General features: G+C 72.4%; 19 protein-coding genes. 10 read left to right on the plus strand and 9 right to left on the minus strand.

Going from position 1 to position 19486, the window contains the following annotated elements; all coding sequences use genetic code 11:
* Nucleotides 1-32 precede the first annotated feature (32 nt).
* From ACQP2H_RS05780 to ACQP2H_RS05790, 3 genes are all read left to right on the plus strand, one after another.
* Nucleotides 33-626: a pentapeptide repeat-containing protein gene (locus ACQP2H_RS05780; protein WP_219467663.1), complete on the plus strand. Its 594-nt coding sequence runs from the start codon at nucleotides 33-35 to the stop codon at nucleotides 624-626.
* 221 nt (nucleotides 627-847) lie between these two features.
* Nucleotides 848-1744, plus strand: a complete 897-nt coding sequence (locus tag ACQP2H_RS05785) for a hypothetical protein (RefSeq protein WP_308291033.1) — start codon at nucleotides 848-850, stop codon at nucleotides 1742-1744.
* A 75-nt stretch (nucleotides 1745-1819) separates the two neighbouring features.
* Nucleotides 1820-2257: a nitroreductase family deazaflavin-dependent oxidoreductase gene (locus tag ACQP2H_RS05790; RefSeq protein WP_208569599.1), complete on the plus strand. Its 438-nt coding sequence runs from the start codon at nucleotides 1820-1822 to the stop codon at nucleotides 2255-2257.
* A 70-nt stretch (nucleotides 2258-2327) separates the two neighbouring features.
* Here the strand turns inward: ACQP2H_RS05790 and ACQP2H_RS05795 are convergent, their stop codons facing one another.
* Entirely contained in the window at nucleotides 2328-3053 is a 726-nt protein-coding gene (locus ACQP2H_RS05795) for an aquaporin (protein WP_208569598.1), read from the minus strand.
* Nucleotides 3054-3291: 238 nt separating this feature from the next.
* On the opposite strand from ACQP2H_RS05795, the gene ACQP2H_RS05800 reads away from it, so the two are divergent.
* Entirely contained in the window at nucleotides 3292-3573 is a 282-nt protein-coding gene (locus ACQP2H_RS05800) for a HesB/IscA family protein (RefSeq protein WP_208569597.1), read from the plus strand.
* 5 nt (nucleotides 3574-3578) lie between these two features.
* Here ACQP2H_RS05800 and ACQP2H_RS05805 read toward each other — a convergent pair whose 3' ends face one another.
* Nucleotides 3579-4673 carry a beta family protein gene (locus tag ACQP2H_RS05805; RefSeq protein WP_363820098.1) on the minus strand — a complete coding sequence of 365 codons (1095 nt, stop codon included), beginning with the start codon at nucleotides 4671-4673 and terminating at the stop codon, nucleotides 3579-3581.
* A 202-nt stretch (nucleotides 4674-4875) separates the two neighbouring features.
* Here ACQP2H_RS05805 and ACQP2H_RS05810 point away from each other — a divergent pair, with 202 nt between their 5' ends.
* Entirely contained in the window at nucleotides 4876-6252 is a 1377-nt protein-coding gene (locus ACQP2H_RS05810) for a cellulose binding domain-containing protein (protein WP_357534757.1), read from the plus strand.
* Nucleotides 6253-6367: 115 nt separating this feature from the next.
* Here the strand turns inward: ACQP2H_RS05810 and ACQP2H_RS05815 are convergent, their stop codons facing one another.
* Nucleotides 6368-7063: a response regulator transcription factor gene (locus ACQP2H_RS05815; protein ID WP_357534755.1), complete on the minus strand. Its 696-nt coding sequence runs from the start codon at nucleotides 7061-7063 to the stop codon at nucleotides 6368-6370.
* 254 nt (nucleotides 7064-7317) lie between these two features.
* Between ACQP2H_RS05815 and ACQP2H_RS05820 the strand changes: the two genes are divergently transcribed.
* The gene (locus ACQP2H_RS05820) at nucleotides 7318-7725 is read left to right on the plus strand and encodes a hypothetical protein (RefSeq protein ID WP_219467676.1); all 408 of its coding nucleotides are present in this window, start codon (nucleotides 7318-7320) and stop codon (nucleotides 7723-7725) included.
* 238 nt (nucleotides 7726-7963) lie between these two features.
* A complete protein-coding gene (locus tag ACQP2H_RS05825; protein WP_219467678.1) occupies nucleotides 7964-8356 on the plus strand; it encodes a cupin domain-containing protein in 393 nt (130 codons plus the stop codon).
* A 191-nt stretch (nucleotides 8357-8547) separates the two neighbouring features.
* Here the strand turns inward: ACQP2H_RS05825 and ACQP2H_RS05830 are convergent, their stop codons facing one another.
* Nucleotides 8548-9735 (minus strand): threonine synthase, encoded by a 1188-nt coding sequence (locus ACQP2H_RS05830; protein WP_219467681.1) that lies wholly within the window; start codon nucleotides 9733-9735, stop codon nucleotides 8548-8550.
* A 116-nt stretch (nucleotides 9736-9851) separates the two neighbouring features.
* Between ACQP2H_RS05830 and ACQP2H_RS05835 the strand changes: the two genes are divergently transcribed.
* A complete protein-coding gene (locus ACQP2H_RS05835) occupies nucleotides 9852-10634 on the plus strand; it encodes an aldo/keto reductase (protein WP_219467684.1) in 783 nt (260 codons plus the stop codon).
* Between the two features lie 66 nt (nucleotides 10635-10700).
* Here the strand turns inward: ACQP2H_RS05835 and ACQP2H_RS05840 are convergent, their stop codons facing one another.
* Nucleotides 10701-11828: a GH12 family glycosyl hydrolase domain-containing protein gene (locus ACQP2H_RS05840; protein WP_219467686.1), complete on the minus strand. Its 1128-nt coding sequence runs from the start codon at nucleotides 11826-11828 to the stop codon at nucleotides 10701-10703.
* A 155-nt stretch (nucleotides 11829-11983) separates the two neighbouring features.
* On the minus strand, nucleotides 11984-12763 hold the full coding sequence (locus tag ACQP2H_RS05845) for an IclR family transcriptional regulator (protein ID WP_208570980.1): 780 nt from the start codon (nucleotides 12761-12763) through the stop codon (nucleotides 11984-11986).
* A 194-nt stretch (nucleotides 12764-12957) separates the two neighbouring features.
* Between ACQP2H_RS05845 and ACQP2H_RS05850 the strand changes: the two genes are divergently transcribed.
* Nucleotides 12958-14064 (plus strand): FAD-dependent monooxygenase, encoded by a 1107-nt coding sequence (locus ACQP2H_RS05850; protein WP_145918112.1) that lies wholly within the window; start codon nucleotides 12958-12960, stop codon nucleotides 14062-14064.
* A gap of 137 nt (nucleotides 14065-14201) precedes the next feature.
* Complete coding sequence (gene ctaD, locus ACQP2H_RS05855; protein ID WP_219467692.1) at nucleotides 14202-15959, plus strand: aa3-type cytochrome oxidase subunit I; 1758 nt, start codon at nucleotides 14202-14204, stop codon at nucleotides 15957-15959.
* 295 nt (nucleotides 15960-16254) lie between these two features.
* Here ctaD and ACQP2H_RS05860 read toward each other — a convergent pair whose 3' ends face one another.
* The 3 genes from ACQP2H_RS05860 to ACQP2H_RS05870 form a co-directional block, all read right to left on the minus strand.
* Entirely contained in the window at nucleotides 16255-17481 is a 1227-nt protein-coding gene (locus ACQP2H_RS05860) for an MFS transporter (protein ID WP_357534749.1), read from the minus strand.
* Nucleotides 17482-17545: 64 nt separating this feature from the next.
* The gene (locus ACQP2H_RS05865) at nucleotides 17546-18127 is read right to left on the minus strand and encodes an isochorismatase family protein (RefSeq protein WP_357534747.1); all 582 of its coding nucleotides are present in this window, start codon (nucleotides 18125-18127) and stop codon (nucleotides 17546-17548) included.
* Nucleotides 18128-18194: 67 nt separating this feature from the next.
* Nucleotides 18195-19481 carry a nicotinate phosphoribosyltransferase gene (locus ACQP2H_RS05870; RefSeq protein ID WP_208567437.1) on the minus strand — a complete coding sequence of 429 codons (1287 nt, stop codon included), beginning with the start codon at nucleotides 19479-19481 and terminating at the stop codon, nucleotides 18195-18197.
* Nucleotides 19482-19486 lie beyond the last annotated feature (5 nt).

A 19486-nucleotide genomic window follows, 5' to 3' on the forward strand; every position in this document is an offset into this window, starting at 1 on the left:
GTGGTGTCGGTGCTCGCACTTAGGGTGGGGTGGTGCCGCAGACCATCGAGGACGAGACGTTCCGCCACACCGACTGGTACGCCGAGGAGCTGGTCGACCGGCACTTCGTGCGTTGCGTCTTCACTGACGTCGACCTGACCGAGGCGGTCACCCGGGGTGCCTCGTTCACCGGGTGTGACTTCGGCGGGGTGTCGTTCAACTCCTCCCGGCACACCGACTCGGCCTTCGTCCGCTGCGGGTTCCGCCGGTGCAACCTGTTCGAGGCCGAGTTCACCGGTTGCAAGCTGGTCGGCAGCACGTTCGACCAGTGCGCGTTGCGTCCGTTGCGGGTGTCGGGCGGGGACTGGTCGTTCGTCGGGTTGCCCGGGGCCGACCTGCGGGGCGCGCAGTTCAGCGACGTCCGGATGCGGGAGGTCGACCTGTCCGGGGCGGACCTGACCGGCGCGACCCTGGCCCGGGTGGACCTCTCGGCGGCCCAGCTGCGCGCGGTGCGTCTCACCGGGGCCGATCTGCGGGGCAGCGACCTCACCGCGTTGGACCCGACGGCGGTCGAGCGGGCCGGCGCGGTGATCGACCCGACCCAGGCGATGGTGCTGGCCGGGGCGCTGGGTTTCGAGATCCGCTGACGGCCCCCTATCGTTGATCTTCTGGCCATTTCGCGGCTGAGCTGGTCTTTCATATTAGGTAGGAAACTTTCCGCGGCACGCACTTGGTAACAAACTGGAAACGCCCACCCGCTGGCATATGGCGCATGGCGGCCCTGGAATGAAAACGTGAGAACGCTCACGGCGCGACCGCACCCCCTCCCCGACCGGTCGCGGGCGTCGGGCTGGGGAGTGGGACATACGTGAACGACCAAGAGACCTGGCGGATCGGGCCGGGCCCGACGACGCGCATCGCCCAACGGCGGGAGGCCCGTCGTCGGCAACGCCGCCGCTGGGCGATCGGTTCGGTGGCCGGCCTGGCCTGCCTTGCGGTGCTGGTGACCTATCTGGGCCCGGACCCGGACCCGGCGGAGCCCGACCTGGTGCTGCCGGCCGGTGCGCCGACCCCGGCCGGTTATCCGACCGGGGCGACGGGGGTGGGCGTGTCGGCCGAGGCCGGGGTCGTCGCACCCGGCCTGCAGCCCCGGGAACGCACCCCGCCGCCGCCGAGCGGGCCACCGACGCCGACGGCCACCCCGGCGGCGTCCCCGGCCGCGCCGACGCTGAGCGTCTCCCGGGCCGAGGTGCCCGCCGAGGTGGACCTGACCGCCCTGGGCGCCCGGGACTGGGTGCACTGGGGCCTCAACCGGCCGGAGACCCTGATCCGTAAGAGCGGCGGCACCGGTGAGATCCGCGACGAGGGCGGCCGGGGTGCACGCGACCGGTACGACACCAATCCCGAGTTGTTCGGGTGGCGTGACGGTGCCGGGGTGCCGGCAGTCTCCGCCACCGCCACCGGTGTGTTCGTCTGCGGGGTCGGTAACGGGTTCGCGCTGGCCGTGACCGGCGACGGTGAACCGCGTACGGTGCACCTCTTCGCCGGCACCTGGATGGCCCAGGGTCGGTTGGACGTGCGGCTGTCCACCGGCGGCGCGACCCGCACGCTGCGGCTGGAGGACCCGCACACCACCCACACCGCCCAGTTCGTCATCCGGTACCGGGTGCCCCGGGGTGAGCAGCTGCTGATCCGCTGGACCGTCGAGAAGACCTTCAACAGCAGTTGCGGCAACGTGAACCTCCAGGCGGCAGCGGTGCGTTGAGTCGTTCGCCCGCCTTTGGGGTTTATGTCGGGATAGCGTGGCCGGGTCGATGCCACGAGCTACCCGGAGGCGCAGATGTCGACCGACGAGCAGGTGCTGGACAGCCCCGAGGGCTGGGTCGCCGATCACATCCGGCGGTACGTCGCGACCGGCGGTGCCGAGGGGCACGAGTGGCAGCCGGGCGTCTACACGCTGCTGCTGACCACCCGGGGCCGGCGCAGCGGCAGGCTACGCCGCACCGCGCTCATCTACGGGCGGGACGGCGACGACTACCTGATCGTCGCCTCCCAGGGTGGTGCGCCCCAGCACCCCTCCTGGTATCTCAACCTGCTCGACGAACCCGACGCGCAGGTGCAGGTGGGCCCGGAGACGTTCGCCGTCCGGGCGCGGACCGCCGAGCCGGCGGAGCGGGCGCGGATGTGGCCGAGGATGACCGGCATCTGGCCGGCCTACAACGAATACCAGAGCAAGACCGACCGGGAGATCCCGGTGGTGGTGCTGCAACGGCGCTGACCACCCGGGTGGCGTCCACCGGTCGGGCTCAGCCGGTCGGCTGGCCCCGGTCGGCTGGCCCCGGTCGGGGTCAGGTCGGGTCCGGCGCGGCCGGATCGGGCGCGTCGGGTTCGGCACGGAAGTGCCGGCTCGGCGCCACCAGCAGCGGGGCGGCCAGCGCGGCCAGCGCCCCGCCGAGCAGCGGAAAGACGATGAACACCCACAGCTGCCGGAGCGCGGCACCGCCCTCGAACACGGCCGGACCGAACGACCGGGCCGGGTTGATCGAGGTGCCGTCCAGGGTGATTCCCACCAGCAGCACCGCCACCAGGGCCAGGCCGATCGCCAGACCGGCGAAGCCGGCGTGCTCGACCCGGCTCGTCACCACCAGCACCACCAGCACGAACAGGAACGTCAGGATGACCTCCAGCACCGCCGTGCCACCCCGGTTGATGTGCACCCCGTAACCGTTGGTGCCCAACGCTCCCGTCTGGTCCGCCACGCCACCCCAGCGGACCAGCCCCCAGATGACGAAGCCGGCCACCGTGGCCCCCACGAACTGCGCGATCCAGTACGCGACCGCGCCGACCACGGAGATCTTGCCGGAGAGCAGCACCCCCATCGTCACCGCCGGATTGAGGTGCGCGCCGGAGAGCGGGCCGATCGCGTACACCAACCCCACCAGCACGAACCCGAAGGCCAGCGCCACGGCCACCACGCCGCCCTGGAGTTGGGCGAAGACGGCGGTGCCCACCCCGGCGAGGACCAGCAGCAGGGTGCCGAGCAGTTCTGCGGCGTACCGTCGGGCAGCGTCCATGCGCTCAGGGTAGGAAAGATCAGGGGGCTGAGGAGCGGAAACGTGGATGTTCTGCGGATTCGCCGATAGCCGGCGCTCTATTTGACGAACCTCCGTGCGGCAGGCACCGTGGGTGGGGAGGGCGGCACGAAGACGCCCCGAATCACCCGGCGGGCACCGGTTCGCCGCAGGGAACGCGCACGTGTCGTCGAGCGACGTTCCGACCCTGATGATCCCGATGATCCCGAGGAGTCCCACCATGCTCACGATGACCGACAACGCCGTACTCGTGATCCGTGACCTCGCCGCCCAGCAGGACGTGGCCCAGGACGGCGGGCTGCGGATCGCCGCCGACACCGAGGCCGGTGCGCTCACCATCGAACTGGTGCCCGTGCCGGCGCAGGGCGATCAGGTCGTCGACACCGAAGGGGCCCGTATCTTCCTCGACCCCGACGCCGCCGAACTGCTCAACGACACCTCCGTGGACGCCTCCGTCGACGACGAGGGCGTGGTCCAGTTCGGCTTCACCGAGCAGGAGTGACCCGGTCAGCGGGCCCACCGGTGCTCCCCGCCGCGGTGCGGCCGGGTGAACCCGTCCCGGTCGTCGACGCCCGTCGGCGGGCCCCGACGACGCCCGTCGACCGGCCCGGTCAGCTCCGACAGCACGTGCGCCAGATGGTGCGACGTGCTCCATGCCGTCCAGTTCGCCGGTGACCCGGCCCCGGTGACCCGGCGGGCCCGCCGCAGCAACTCGTGGTCACCCCAGGAGAACCCCGCCCCGGCGGCCGGCCAGTGTGCGGCGGTGACCAGCGTGCGGCACAGGTCGGCGAACCGTTCGTCGCCCCGGCCACCCCGCCGCGACCAGCGGTAGATCCACCACCCGTCGTCGGTGGTGTACCGCACCGTCGGCAGCCGGTCGCCCGGCTCCACGTCGCCCGGCGGGGCGGGGACCACGCCGTAGTCGCCGTACCCGACGCCCAGGTCGGTCAGCCGACGCCAGAACAGCCAGTCCCAGCGGTCCACCCGGACCGGTTCGTCGGTGCGCAGCCGGGACAGCGACGGCGGCATCCCGCCGGCCGCCACGGTCACCGTGCGCCAGGCGTGCCGGCAGGCCCAGTCCACCACCCGGCGCACCCGGGGCTCGGCGACCCGCAGGTCGGCGAGGCAGCACACGTCACCGGTGTCGACCAGCAGGTCACACTGCTCCGGGACCAGCCCGGTCCGCCGCCAGATCCGCTCCACCGCCGTCGTCGTGGCGTCCGGGCCGGCCCGGTCCCGGCCGATCCGCAGCCGGACCACCGCACCCCGGGCGTACGCCCGACAGGCCGCGCCGTGTGCCGCCAACCGCCGGTCGCCACAGGCCAACCCGACCACCGGCAGGACGGGCAGGTCCCACCGGGCCAGCTCGCCGGCCGGCCCGTCGGGCAGGGCGCAGACGTCGACGGCCGGCACCAGACCGGCGGGCAGCCGGCGCAGCAGATCGGGCAGGCCGGTATCGGCCGGGGACACGTCGAGGACCGGGGCGACCAGGGGAGCCGAGGCGCTGTCGAGATGACCCAGCGCCTCCAGCTCACCGCGTCTGCTGGTGAGGATGGGGCGGTAGACCGGTTCCGCCACCCGACCCCCGGGGGCGGGCACCATACCTCAATCTACCGGGCCGACCGGCCCTGCCACAGGGGTTGCCGGCAATCGTCCTGACGGATCGGCACCGTACCCGGGGCCCTCCACATCGGGCATTGACAGTGGTCGGTGCCGGTGGTGGCATGGGTGGGCGGTACGCCGGGCGTGGAAGGGCATCCGATCACCATGTCCCCGCTCCATCCTGCCCGGAAGGCGTACCCCCATGACATCGTCGTGTCACCGTGCCGGCCTGCTCGCGGCGTTGACCGCCGCCGCGCTGCTGCTGGCCGTTCCGCTGCCCGCCCGTGCGCTCGCGGTGCCCGAGCCGAGCACCCCGGTCACCGGCAACGCCACCCACTTCGACGGCCTCGGTGCCCCGTACGGCGGCTGCGGCCTGCCCCAGGCGGAGCTGGACTCGCCGGACTTCGTCGCGCTCAACGCCTACGACCTGCCCGGTGACTACTCGTCGTACCCGCTGCGGCCGATCCCGGCCAGCCAGGCGGCGAAGATCGGGCTGTGGAACAACGGCCTCAACTGTGGTCGCTTCGTGCGGGTCACCATCGGCGACTACTGCACCGGCGTCAACGACGGCGCACCGGGGCAGCCGTTCTGCCGCAACGGTTCGTGGATTACGGACGCCTACAACGGGGCGACCCTGACCATGGTGGTGGCGGACAGTTGCGGCGACGGCAACGCCTGGTGCCGTGACGACCCCTACCACCTGGACCTCTCCACCGCCTCGCTCAACCGGTTCGTGCGCAACGGGACACCGGTGGGGGACCTGAACCCCACCCACTGGAACAACCGGCACGTCTCCTGGTCGTTCGTGCCCGCGCCGGACTACTCCGGCGACATCCGGATCGGCTTCATGAAGGGCGCCCAGCGGTACTGGCCGGCGATCGCCGTCTCGCACCTGCCCAACGGCATCCACGGGGTGGAATACCTGGCCGGTGGGGTGTGGACGGCCGCCACGATGAACAGCGACATGGGACAGTCGTACGTGATCGGGGCGACCGCGTCCGGTGGCACCGACTTCCAGATCCGGGTCCGCGACGCGGCCGGCACGCTGGTCAACAACGGTCGGGTCTACCGGTTCGCGCTGCCCGCCTCCTGCGGTGGGACGTGCTCGGCGGCGTACACCCGGGCCGACTACACCACCTCGGACGGGACGACCCCGACCCCCACCGCGACGCCGACCGGCACCCCCACCGCGACGCCGTCGGCCACCCCCACCGTGACGCCGTCGGCCACCCCCACCGTGACGCCGACCGGCATCCCCACCGGCACGCCCGCGCCGGTGGCCGGTTGCTCGGCCGGATACCGGGTGACCGGCTACTGGTCGGGCGGCTTCCAGGCCGAGGTGACGGTGCGCAACGTCGGCAGCACCACCATCACCGGCTGGACCACCGCGCTGACCTTCGCGGGGGCACAGCAGATCGCCTCGTCCTGGAACGCCACGGTCAGTCAGTCCGGCCGGCAGGTCACCGCCACCAACGCCAACTACAACGGCAGCCTGCCGCCCGGCGCGACCACCAGCTGGGGCCTGGTCGGCACCGGTGACAACCAGGCCCCGACGGTGCTGACCTGCGCCGTCCGCTGACCCACCGCCGAGCCGGTGCCCCGACCCCGGTCGGGGCACCGGCCGGTCGTCACCCTGCCGGGTGCGTCGGCAGCAGACCGGGACCTGCCGCTGCCGGGTGCGCCGTGTCGCCGGCTCACCGGTCGTCCGCCGGCGGGGCGAGCCGCACCCCGACCCCGCGCACGGTGTGCAGGTAGCGCGGCTGCTGGGCACTCTCCCCGAGCTTGCGGCGCAGCCAGGACAGGTGCACGTCGACGGTCTTGTCCGCCCCGCCGTAGGGGATCCGCCAGACCTCGGTGAGCAGCTCCCGTTTGGTCACCACCGCACCGGGCCGGCCGGCGAGGTGGTGCAGCAGGTCGAACTCGCGCGGAGTCAGCTCCACCGGTACGCCGTCCAGGGTGACCTGGCGGGCGCGCGGGTCGACGCGCAGCCCGCCGACCGCCAGCACGGCCTCGCCGTCGGGCCGGTCGGGGCTGCCCCGGCGCAGCACCGCCCGCACCCGGGCGTCGAGCTGCACGGCGGTGAACGGCTTGACGACGTAGTCGTCCGCCCCGGCGTCGAGCAGCCGGACGATCTCCCGCTCGTCGTCGCGGGCGGTGGCCACGATCACCGGTACGGCGCTGACCGCACGCAGCATCCGCAACAGCTCGCCGCCGTCGAGGTCGGGCAGGCCGAGGTCGAGCACCACCAGGTCGGGCCGGTCGTCGAGGGTGTGCCGCAAACCCTCCATCGCGGTCGACGCGGCGGCCACCGCGTGTCCCCGGTCGCGCAGCGCCCGGACCAGCGGGGTACGGATGGTCAGATCGTCCTCGACGAGCAGCAGTCGGGCCACCCCAGCAGGCTAGCCCCGGTCGCCGACCCGCCCGCCGGCCGGGCGCAGCTCCGCAGGCGGGCGCAGCTCGGCCGATGGGCGGAGTTTGCGCAGCTCACGGCGGGTTTATGTCAGCTACTGGACATGCGGTCGACTGGTGGTAGCCGGCATGACCGACATATTTTCGAGGTACGGATCCGGGTCGTACGGCGCGGATCGTGGAGTCACCCCCCATCGCTCCCGGCCCGAGAAGGTGGCCGGCAGGCAGGAGCACCATGTCCAGCACCGGTCCCCGGCGTCGCCCGGCCACCCAACCCGTCCCCGGCCGCGACGACGTGGCCCTGGCCGATGCCCAACTGGTCAGTTACCGGCAGACCGGCATGCCCGCCTCGGCCCGGATGCTCTACGCCGTGGTGCACGCCAACGGCATCCTGGCCCGTGGTCTCGGCGCGGCCTCCGCCACCCGGCTCGCCCCCGGCATGTACCAGGTCGTCTTCGACCAGGACGTGAGCCGGGCCGGTTACGTGGGCACGATCGGGTTGGCCGGCAGCGCCGGGCTCGCGCCGCCCGGTGGCATCAGCGTGGTGGGGCGGACCGGCATCCCCAACGGGGTGTTCGTCAAGACGTTCGCCACCGACGGCAGCGTCTCCGACCGTCCGTTCCACCTGGCGGTGTTGGCCTGAACGGGCGCACGGCGCCGTACGACCCACCGGCCGTCCGTCGCCGCGCTCCGACCGTCTCCCACCATCGCAGCCATCCGGCGGTACGCCAGCGGGGACCTGGTTCGACCGGTGCGATCGCCCGTGCCGGTCTGGAGTGCTCGTTGCCCGATCCGGCGACGGGCAAACCTGCCCGGGGCGGGGAATTCCATCATCTGCACGGCCCGGCGTGATCTGTCGTCGTTGCGGGTATGAGCGGAACATGGAGCATTTCACGATCGCGACGGTCGCCCAGAAGAGCCCAGACTTCCGCCGGGTGCTCTGGACCGGCGAGAAGACCCAGTTGGTGATCATGACCATTCCGCCGGGCGGCGAGATCGGCGAGGAGGTCCACGACGGGATCGACCAGATCCTGACCTTCGTCAGCGGCACCGGTGAGGCCCGGGTCGGCGGGGAGACGCGGGAGGTCGCCCAGGGTGACCTGGTGGTGGTGCCGGCCGGGACGAAGCACAACTTCGTCAACACCGGGCCCAACCCGCTGGTCCTCTACACCGTCTACGGCCCGCCGGAGCACGCCGACCAGGTGGTGCACCGGACCAAGGAGGAAGCCGACGCGGCGGAGGCCGCCGGCCAGGACGAGCCGCCGACGTCCTGACCCGGTGCCGCCGCCGACCGGCGGAGCCGACCGACAGGGCCCCTGCCCACGCCCGGTGCGTGTGGCCGGGGCCCTTCGTCGTCGTCGAGATCCGGCAGGTCCGCTACTGCTCGCCGGTGGCGCCGACGCCACCGGCGTCCCGTGGGACGTGCCGTCCGTGGGACGCGGATCGGCACCCGGGCGGCCGGCGGTCACCGCACCGGTACGCCGGAGACGTCGACCGTCTCCGGATACTTGAGCCCCGATCCGGTGTTCAGCACCACCACCCGCTCGTCGGCCCGGATCCAGCCACCGGCGCGCAGGTGGCGGGCGGCGGTCAGGCAGGCCGCCCCCTCCGGGCAGAGCAGCAACCCCTCCCGGGCGGCGAAGTCCCGCAGGTCGGCGAGGATCTCCGCGTCGTCCACGGCGACCGCCGTGCCGCTGCTCTCCCGCAGCGCGGTCAGGATCAGCTCGTCGCCCAGCGGGGCCGGCACGGTGATCCCGAACGCCACCGTGTGCGCGTCGACCCAGGGCCGGGCGCGGTCCTCCCCGGCGGCGAACGCCCGGACGATCGGCGCGCAGCCGGTGGACTGCACGGCCACCAACCGGGGCAGCTTGTCGCCCACCCAGCCCAGCTCCCGCAGCTCGTGCAGGGCCTTGTGGATGCCGATCAGGCCCACCCCGCCACCGGTCGGGTAGATGATCACGTCGGGCACCTGCCAGCCGAGCTGCTCGACGATCTCGTACCCCATCGTCTTCTTGCCCTCCAGCCGGTAGGGCTCGCGCAGTGTGCCGGCGTCGAAGACGGCCCCGTCGGCGTCGGCCACCAGCTCGGCCACCCAGCGTCCGGCATCGCCGATCAACCCGTCGACCAGGCGCAGGTCGGCCCCGGCGGCCACGCACTCGCGGCGGCAGATGACCGGGGCGTCCAACGGCATCACGATGGTCGCCGCCATCCCGGCCCGTGCCGCGTACGTCGCCCAGGCCGCCCCGGCGTTGCCGTTGGTGGGCATGGCGAGCCGTCGTACGCCCAGCTCCCGGGCCCGGCTCACCCCGACCGCCGCCCCCCGGGCCTTGAACGACCCGGTCGGGGTGAGTCCCTCGTCCTTGACGATCAGGTCGGCGATGCCGATCTCGTGGCCGTACGCCGGGGCGCGCAACAGCGGCGTCCACCCCTCACCCAGCGTGGTGACGTGCCGCTCGTCGGCCACCGGCAGCAGTTCCCGGTAACGCCACAGGTCGGCGGGGCGCAACCCGAACCGCTCGGGGGTCACGGCGGCGGCCACCGCGGCCAGGTCGTAGCGGGCCAACAGCGGCGAGCCGCACGTGCAGAGGTTGGTGAGCCGGCCGGGGTCGTGCTCCCGACCGCAGCGGGGACATTCCAGGTGGGTCAGGTACACGATGCTCCTCGCCGTCGGCCCGGGTCGATGCTCGGCACACCGGCATTCTCCGGCAATCCGTCCGGGTTCGCCGGGGGCGCGGCATGTCCGCTCCGATGTCGGGTAGAAGGGTCGGCATGGACCTCGACCAACCCACCGTCCTGCTCCCCGGCGACGTCCGGATGCCGCTGCTCGGTTTCGGCACCTGGCAGGCCACCGGCCAGGCCGGCTACGACGCGGTGCTGGCCGCGCTGGACGCCGGCTACCGGCACCTCGACACCGCCACCATGTACGGCAACGAGGAGGAGGTGGGTCGGGCGGTACGGGAGAGCGGGTTACGCCGCGAGGACGTCTTCATCACCACCAAGCTGCCGCCGGACCGGGTCGGCCGGGAACGGGAGACGCTCGAGGCGAGCCTGCGGGCGCTGGGCACCGACCACGTCGACCTGTGGCTGATCCACTGGCCGCCGTCGTCACCGGCGGACAGCATCCCGGTCTGGCGCGAGCTGCTGGCCGCCCGGGACGAGAACCTCACCCGGGCGGTGGGGGTGAGCAACTACGCCACCGCCCAGCTCGACGAGCTGATCCAGGCCACCGAGGAGAACCCGGCGGTCAACCAGATCCGGTGGAGCCCGACGCTGTACGACCGGCAGCGGCACACCGAGCACCGGGACCGGGGGATCGTGCTGGAGGGCTACAGCCCGTTCAAGGCCAGCGACCTGGCCGACCCGGTGCTGACCCGGATCGCCGCCGCGCACGACGTCTCACCGGCGCAGGTGGTGCTGCGCTGGCACGTCGACCACGAGATCGTGGTGATCCCGAAGTCGGTGACCCCGGAGCGCATCCGCGCCAACGCCGACATCTGGAACTTCTCGCTGACCGCCGAGGAGATGCGCGACATCGACGCCCTGGGCGGTTGAGCCCGGACGGGGTGCGGGGGCGTGACCGGCCGGTCACGCCCCCGCGTGGTGGTGGGTGGTGTGGGGTCAGGCGCGGGCGCAGGCGACGCCGTTGAGCGAGAAGCTGGTCGGCGCCGAGTACGTCCCGTTCAGCGAGCCCTGGTAGCCGAAGGTCGCGGTGCCACCGGGGGAGATGCTGCCGTTGTGCGCGGCGTTGCGGGCGGTCACCGTCGACCCGCTCTGGCTGACGGTGGCGTTCCACGAGCTGGTGACCTGCTGCCCGCTGGGCAGGTTGTAGGTCAGGGTCCAGCCGTTGATGGCGCCGGAGCCCCGGTTGGTGATCGTCACGTCGGCGGTGAACCCGTTGTTCCACGAGTTGGACGTGTACTTCACCGCGCAGCCGCCGCCGGTGGGCGGGGGCGTGGTCGGCGGGGCGGTGGTGGGCGGCGGGTTGCCGCCGGTGTTGACGGTCTGGGAGAAGTTGGTGACGGCGAGCCCGGCACCGCCCTGCCACGGCTCGAAGCCGGCCTGGATGCTGGTCAGGTACCAGTCGTTGGTGATCGCCCCCCGGTTACGGGTGTCGGCGATGAAGTCCAGCACGTTGAAGCTCATGCCCTGGATCGCCGACGGCGCGACGTAGGAGATGACGTTGTTGCCGCCGTTGTTGCCGCGCCACACCTCCCAGCTGCGGCCCGCGATGTTGGCGTTGCCCACCGGGGAGCCGATCGGCTGGATGCTGCCCTGCCGGTTGAACCAGATCATGATCTCCATGGCGTTGACCCCGTCCCGCTTGGGCGACGGGTCGAGCCAGATGTCGTAGGCGGCGTCGTAGATCGCGCCACCCACGTAGTTGAAGGAGATGCTGCCGGGGGCGCTGCTGATCGACTTCACCTGGGCCGGCAGGTTGGTGCCCGGCGAGCAGTTGGTGTAGTGGCAGCCCACGAAGATCGACGGGTACGACACCGGTGCGCCGTTGGTCGGCGCGGAACCCTGCTGGCTGGTGATGTTGAAACCGCTGCCGGTGACGTTGATGCACTGCTGGGCGGTGGTGCCCCAGCGGTTGTTCTGGACCACGTACCGGCCGCCGATGACGGTGGAGCCGTACTGCTCGCAGATCTGGGTGTCGGCGGAGGCGGTGCCGCCGACGGCGACGGCCACGATCGTGCCGACGGCCAGGAGGCCGGCGGCGGCGAGGGCCCGCAATGGACGCTTCATGATGCTCCTTGGCTGCGGCGCGGGGCGCCGGACCTTGTCTCGGATATGACCGGGAGCGCTCCCATGGTCCCTGTCACATTTACACACTTGAAACTGTCGCGCAACTGAACCGGTTAAGTTAACGGGCGATCATGTCCACGTACGTGAACCACGTCCTACCGGTTGGGCGCGAGCAGCGCGCGGGCCGTCCGGGCCTGGAGCGCCGCCTCCCGCAGCACCGCCGCCAGCCGGGTCCGCGCCTCCGGCCCCAGCCGGTCCACCGGCGCGGCCACCGAGATCGCGTCCACCGCCGGCTCTCGCAGCGGTACGGCCACCGCCACCGCCGCCAGCCCCGGGCTGCACTCCTCCCACTCCTCGGCCCAGCCCCGCCGCCGGACCGCCGCCAGCTCGGCCCGCAGCGCCTCCGGCGTGGTGACCGTCCGCCCGGTGGCCGCCGCCAGCGGCCACTGGAGCAGCCGGTCGACCTCCTCGTCGGTCCGCGCGGCGAGCAACGCCTTGCCGGCCGCGGTGGCGTGCGCCGGCAGCCGACGCCCCACCGCGCAGACTGGCCGGACGATGTGCGCCGAGTCCCGCCGGGCCAGCAGCACCACCGAGCCGCGGTCCAGGCGGTAGAGCTGGACCGTCTCTCCGGAGCACCCGGCGAGCCGGTCCAGGGTCACGTCGTAGAGGGCGGCGGCGTCCGCGCCGGCCAGGAAGGCCGCCCCGACCTCCAGCGCCCGCAGGCCCACCGAGAACCGGGTGCCGGTCGGATCGGCGGCCACCCACTCGCGGTCCAACAGGGTCCGCAGGATGGCGTGCAGGCTGCTCTTGGGGATGCCCAGTGCCCGGCTCAGCTCCACCGGCGAGCGGGGGCCGGCGGGGGCGGCCAACGCCTCCAGCACGTCCAGCGCGCGGCCCGCCGACTTGACCGAGCGGTATGACTCGTCCGTCGTCACGCCGTCACTCTAGTGAGACGAACGACTTCCGGCCCATGGGTATTCTTCAATCGAACGGCGTTCGACGGGCTGAACCACTTTCTGTCCAGTCCGGAGGGTGGCGATGGGTCTCACCGGCCCTGGTGTGCGCCGATCGCGCGGAGTAGTGTCTTGCCTTCACCGCGTGCCGATCCCCTCCGGAGGCGTACACCACCATGCGTGGCTCCCCCCTGCGCATCCTCGTCGTCGGCGCGGGCATCGCCGGCCTGGCCGTCGCCCGGGCCCTGCGGCTGGCCGGCTTCCGGCCCGACGTCACCGAGAAGCTCCCGCCCAACGAGCTCGCCGACACCGGCCTCTACCTGCCCGGCAACGCCGCCCGCGCACTACGACGACTGGACCTCGACGGCCCGGTCCGCCCCCTCGGGCAGGTGATCCACCGCCAGCGCTTCCTCGACGCCGCCGGCGACCCGCTCTGCGAGGTGGACCTCGACACGCTCTGGGCCGAGGTGGGTGAGTGCCGGGCGCTGCCCCGCCGCGACCTCTACCAGGTGCTGCTCAGCGGGGCCGGGGGCGCGGTGCGGCACGGCGCCGAGGTGAGCACCGTGGAGCTGCTGCCCGCCGGGGTCGCGGTCACCTTCACCGACGGCACCGGCGGCGAGTACGACCTGGTGATCGGCGCCGACGGCCCCCGCTCGGCGGTCCGCTCCCTGGCCGCGCTCGGCGGTCCACCCCGCCCCGCCGGCCAGGTGGTCTACCGGGGCGTGGTACGCGACGGCCCCGACGTCGCCGACTGGACGGCGCTGCTCGGCCGGCGGGCCGGCTTCCTCGTGGTGCCGCTCGGTGCCGGGCGGCTCTACTGCTACGCCGACGAGGCCGGCACCGTCGCCCCGGCCGACCCGGTCGCCCGGCTGCACGAACTCTTCGGCGGCTACGGCGGGCCGGTCCCGGCGGTGCTGGCCGCCTGGCGCGACGTGCAGGTCGGGCTCACCGACGAGGTCGAGCTGGGCCGCTGGCACCGGGGCCGGGTACTGCTGGTCGGCGACGCCGCGCACGCCACCGCACCCACCCTGTCCCAGGGGATCGCCATGGCGCTCGAGGACGCGGTGGTGCTCGCCGAGTCGCTCCGGGCCGCCGGCAGTGTCGAGGCGGCCCTGGTCGCGTACGAGAGCCGTCGTCGTCCGCGTACCCGATGGGTGCGGGACCGGACCCGGGACCGCAACCGCACCCGCGACGTGCCGCCGGCGCTGCGCGACCCGTTGCTGCGCGGGCGGGGCGGGCGGATCTTCGGCGAGCACTACCGGCTCCTGGTCGGCCCGCTGTAGGCCCGACGATAGGCCGGACATGGTGCCAGAGCACCCCGAGCGGTGCTGCCACCTACCGGGGACTAACATCCTTTCGGATGACGGCCCGCAGCTGACGACGCGTGCCGAGCGGGACAACCGAGAACCGGAGGCCATTCGTGACCACCGTCGCACCCAAGCCGGTCGTGACCCGGCCATGGCCGGTCCGAGAGCCGGTCAAGGGGTCGGCCATCGCGCGGCTGCTGCGCACCACGGACGCGAAGCAGATCGGGATCATGTACATGGTCACCGCGTTCGTGTTCTTCATGATCGGTGGCCTGATGGCCCTGGTCATGCGAGCCGAGTTGGCCCGACCGGGCATGCAGTTCCTGTCGCCGGAGCAGTACAACCAGCTGTTCACCATGCACGGCACGATCATGCTGCTGTTCTTCGCGACCCCGATCGTGTTCGCGTTCGCCAACTACGTCGTGCCGTTGCAGATCGGCGCCCCCGACGTCTCGTTCCCCCGGCTGAACGCCTTCGCCTACTGGCTGTACCTGTTCGGCGGCACGATGGCGACCGCCGGTTTCCTCACCCCGGGCGGCGCCGCCGACTTCGGCTGGACCGCCTACACCCCGCTGAGCAGCATCGAGCACTCGCCCGGCGTCGGCGCGAACATGTGGGTCGTCGGCCTGGCCATCTCGGGTCTGGGCACCATCCTCGGCGCGGTCAACCTGATCACCACGATCCTGACCCTGCGCGCCCCCGGCATGACCATGTTCCGGATGCCGATCTTCACGTGGAACATGCTGGTCACCAGCCTGCTGGCGATCCTGGTCTTCCCGCTGCTGGCCGCCGCGCTCTTCGCGCTGGCCGCGGACCGGCTGCTCGGCGCGCACGTCTACGACCCGGCCACCGGCGGCCCGATGCTGTGGCAACACCTCTTCTGGTTCTTCGGTCACCCCGAGGTGTACATCATCGCGCTGCCGTTCTTCGGCATCATCACCGAGATCATCCCGGTCTTCTCCCGCAAGCCGATCTTCGGTTACAAGGGTCTCGTCGCCGCCACCATCTCCATCGCCGCCCTGTCGATGAGCGTCTGGGCGCACCACATGTTCGCCACCGGCCAGGTGCTGCTGCCGTTCTTCAGCTTCCTCAGCTACCTGATCGCCGTGCCGACCGGCATGAAGTTCTTCAACTGGATCGGCACCATGTGGCGGGGCCAGATCACCTTCGAGACGCCCATGCTGTTCGCCGTCGGCTTCCTGGTGACCTTCCTCTTCGGTGGTCTGACCGGGGTCCTGCTGGCCAGCCCGCCGCTCGACTTCCACCTGCACGACAACTACTTCGTCGTGGCGCACTTCCACTACGTGCTCTTCGGCACCATCGTGTTCGCCGTCTTCGGTGGCATCTACTTCTGGTTCCCCAAGATGTTCGGCCGGATGCTCGACGAGCGCCTGGGCAAGATTCACTTCTGGCTCACGATGATCGGCTTCCACACCACCTTCCTGGTGCAGCACTGGCTCGGCGCCGAGGGCATGCCCCGCCGGTACGCCGACTACCTGCCCGGCGACGGCTTCACCACGCTCAACATGATCTCCACGATCGGCGCGTTCATCACCGGTATCTCGACCCTGCCGTTCATCTGGAACTGCTGGAAGTCGTACAAGACCGGGCCGGTCGTCGAGGTGGACGACCCGTGGGGCCACGGCAACTCGCTGGAGTGGGCGACCAGCTCCCCGCCGCCACTGCGTAACTTCGACCGGATGCCCCGGATCCGCTCCGAGCGCCCGGCGTTCGACGCGAAGTTCCCCGAGCTGGCCGCCGGCCAGAGCCTCGCCGGCCCGCCGGAGGGTGGTGCCAAGCCACTGACCAGCGAGGTCAACGGCGGCGCCAGCTACCAGGAGGACACCTCCGGGAACCTCGACCAGCGCTGACGCCCGACCCGAACCGCCGAAGGGCACCGCACCCCACCGGGGCGCGGTGCCCTTCGCTTTTCGCGGTGCCCTTCGGCTTCCTCAGGATGACCGAGGAGGAGGGGCCGGCGGAGATCACACCCTGGTCGAGCCTCCCCCGGTGCGAACCCGCAGGGTGAACCACTCTCGATGGGGCGGTATGCCTGAGCGTCATAATTCTCATGCCTCTCAGGCATACCGCTCACGCGCAGCGGTACGTGTCCCGGCGGCGCGGGCATCGCGGTTGACGACGGCTCCGGACGAGTGCGGGCGTGGCTCAGGCGGCCGGTGCCGGTTCTGGTGCCGGCGTGGACAGGGCGGATGCCGGGGCGACGGGCGGGCGGCGGTGACGTAGCTCCGTCGGCAGGACCACCAGGGTCACCAGCAACCCCACCGCCCCGGTGACCGCGAAGCCCCAGAGCGGCACCGAGGCGTCGATGACCGCGCCGGCCAGCGGAGCGCCGAGCGCGATGCCGACCGTGGTGGCGGAGCCGTGCAGGCCCATCGCCTCCCCGCGTACCCCGGCGGGGGCGAGTCGGCTGACCGCGTCGGCGGTGGCGGCGATGGTGGGGGCGCAGAGCGCGCCGGCCGGGAGCAGCGCCAGGCAGAGCAGCCACCAGTGGTCGCCGCCCAACCCGACCGGAATGGTGCAGAGGCTGAGCAGGGCGGCCAGCGCCAGCGGGGAGAAGGAACGGCGGACCGCACCGTAGGCGAAGCCGCCGACCAGCGAGGCTACCGCCCAGGCGGCGAGCACCGCGCCTGTCCAACCGACCTCGCCACCGGCCCGCAGCACGGCCACCACCGCCACGTCGGTGCCGCCGAGCACCAGCGTCGCGGCGGCGCTCACCGCGAACACGGCGAGCAGGCGGCTGGTCAACCACTGCCGCCGCGGCACCCGGGGCTGCGGGCCGACCGGCTCCTCGGCACCGCGGGTCGGCGGGTCGAGCAACCACAGGGCGATGCCGGCGCCGACGATGCCGGTGCCGACCGCCCAGAGCGTGACCCGGGGGGAGACGGCGGTGGCCAGGGCCACGGCCAGCGCCGGCCCGATCATGAAGGACAGCTCCATCGACATCGAGTCCAGCGCGTACGCGGGGCGGCGGCGCTCCGCCGGCACCAGGGCGGCGATCGACTGCCGGACCACCGAGAAGACCGGCAGCGCGAACAGCCCGGCCACGAACGCGGCGGGCAGCAGCAGCGGCAGGCTCAACGTCGGGGCGCCCGCCCAGAAGACCGCCTCGACGGCGGTGGTCACCGCGACCACCGGACGCAGGCCGCGCCGGTCCACCAACCGGCCGAGCAGGGGCGAACCGATGGCCGCGCCGGCGACCGACGCGGCGCCGACCAGGCCGGCGGCACCGTAGCCCCGGCCCAGCTCCAGCACCACGTAGAAGGTGAGCGTCACCCCGGTCGCGGTGAGCGGGATGCGGGCCAGCACCGCCACCAGCAGCAGGGCCCGCAGACCGGGCTGGGCCAGGGCCAGCCGGTAAGGCGTCAACGTCATGATGCTCCGTACCTCCGGCGGTCATCCTCGACCGGGGGTACGACATCGGCAAGCGATTACCGGCTCATGCGGCGCTGATCACCGGCTCGCCGTGCAGGGCGACCCCGGCACCGTCCATCGCCCGCAGCGCCACGTCCAGCGTCGCCGGCGCGACCGCCGCCGTCAGGTCGAGCAGCACGGTGGTGGCGAAGCCCTCCCGGGCGGCGTCCAGGGCGGTGGCCCGCACGCAGTGGTCGGTGGCGATGCCGACCACGTCGACCCGGTCGACGTCGCGTCGGCGCAGCCAGTCGGCCAGGGTCTCACCGTCGTCGGCGTGCCCCTCGAACCCGGAGTACGCGGCGGCGTGCTCGCCCTTGTGGAAGACCGCCTCGACCCGGTCGGTCACCAGGTCGGGGTGGAACTCGCTGCCCTGGGTGCCGACCACGCAGTGCCGGGGCCACGACTCGACGTAGTCCGGCGGGTCGCCGAAGTGCGCCCCCGGGTCGACGTGGTAGTCCTTGGTGGCGACCACGTGGTCCCACCGCTGCGGTTCACCGGCCAGCAGGCCCGAGATGCCGGCGGCGACTCCCGCGCCCCCGGCGACGGCCAGGGAACCGCCCTCACAGAAGTCGTTCTGCACGTCCACGATGATCAGCGCGTTGGCCATCGGTGCCCTTCCTCTCCGCTCGCCGCCGGTGATCCACCTGCGGCACGACCCAGTCTGCCCCGGCGGCTCAACCAGCCGGCACGACCGTGACCGGGATCGCCGGATCACCCGCGGAGAGCTTCAACCCCTCCCACGGGATGGAGATCAGGCACTGCCGCAGGTGCTCCCGGGACTCGGCGATGGTGGGCAGCTCGACCGGTTCGCCGTCGACCACGAACGAGTGCTGGAGCGACCGGTCGTTGGCCTGCCGGTCCGGCACGCCCTGCGAGACGACGACCTCCTCGGTGGCGGTGCCGGTGGGCTTGTGCCGGCGTACCGCGACCTTCCGGCCCCCGATGGTGCCCTTGTTCTCGGAACGCTTGACCACCGGCCGGCCGTCCACCTCGACCAACTTGTAGACCAGGCTGGCGGTGGGTGCGCCGGAGCCGGTGACCACGGCGGTGCCCGCGCCGTACATGTCGACCGGTTCGGCGGCGAGCGCGGCGATGGCGTACTCGTCGAGATCCCCCGACACGATGATCTTCGTCTCGGTGGCGCCGAGCGAGTCGAGCAGCTCCCGGGACTGCTGGGCGATCACCGCGAGGTCGCCGGAGTCGATCCGGACCGCCCGCAGCTGCGGCCCGGCCACCTCGATGGCGGTCCGGATGCCCTGGCTGATGTCGTACGTGTCGACCAGCAGCGTGGTGTCCCGGCCCAACGTGGCGACCTGCGAGGCGAACGCCGTCCGCTCGTCGTCGTGCAGCAGGGTGAACGCGTGCGCGGCGGTCCCGGCGGTGGGGATGCCGTAGCGCTGACCGGCCGCCAGGTTGGAGGTGAACCGGAACCCGGCCAGGTACGCCGCCCGTGCGGCAGCCACCGCCGCCTCCTCGTGGGCCCGCCGGGAACCCATCTCGATCAGCGCCCGGCCCCGGGCCGCGGTGACCATCCGGGCGGCTGCCGCGGCCACCGCGCAGTCGTGGTTGAGCACCGACAGCACCAGCGTCTCCAGCACCACGCACTCGGCGAACCCCCCGGAGACGGTGAGGATCGGCGAGCCGGGAAAGAACAGCTCACCCTCGGCGTACCCGTCGATGTCACCGGTGAAGCGGTAGTCGGCCAACCACCGGGCGGCGGGCTCGTCCACCACCCCGGTCCGGAGCAGGAACTCGACCTCCTCCGCGGTGAACCGGAAGTCCCTGATCATGTCGATCAGCCGGCCGGTCCCCGCGACCACCCCGTACCGGCGTCCGGTGGGCAACCGCCGGCTGAACACCTCGAAGGTGCAGCGGCGGTCGGCGGTGCCGTCGCGCAGGGCGGCACTGACCATGGTCAGCTCGTAGTGGTCGGTCAGCAGGGCAGGGCGAAGATGACTCACCAGCC

This window comes from Micromonospora sp. CA-248260, from assembly GCF_050942205.1.
Taxonomy (GTDB): domain Bacteria; phylum Actinomycetota; class Actinomycetes; order Mycobacteriales; family Micromonosporaceae; genus Micromonospora; species Micromonospora antibiotica.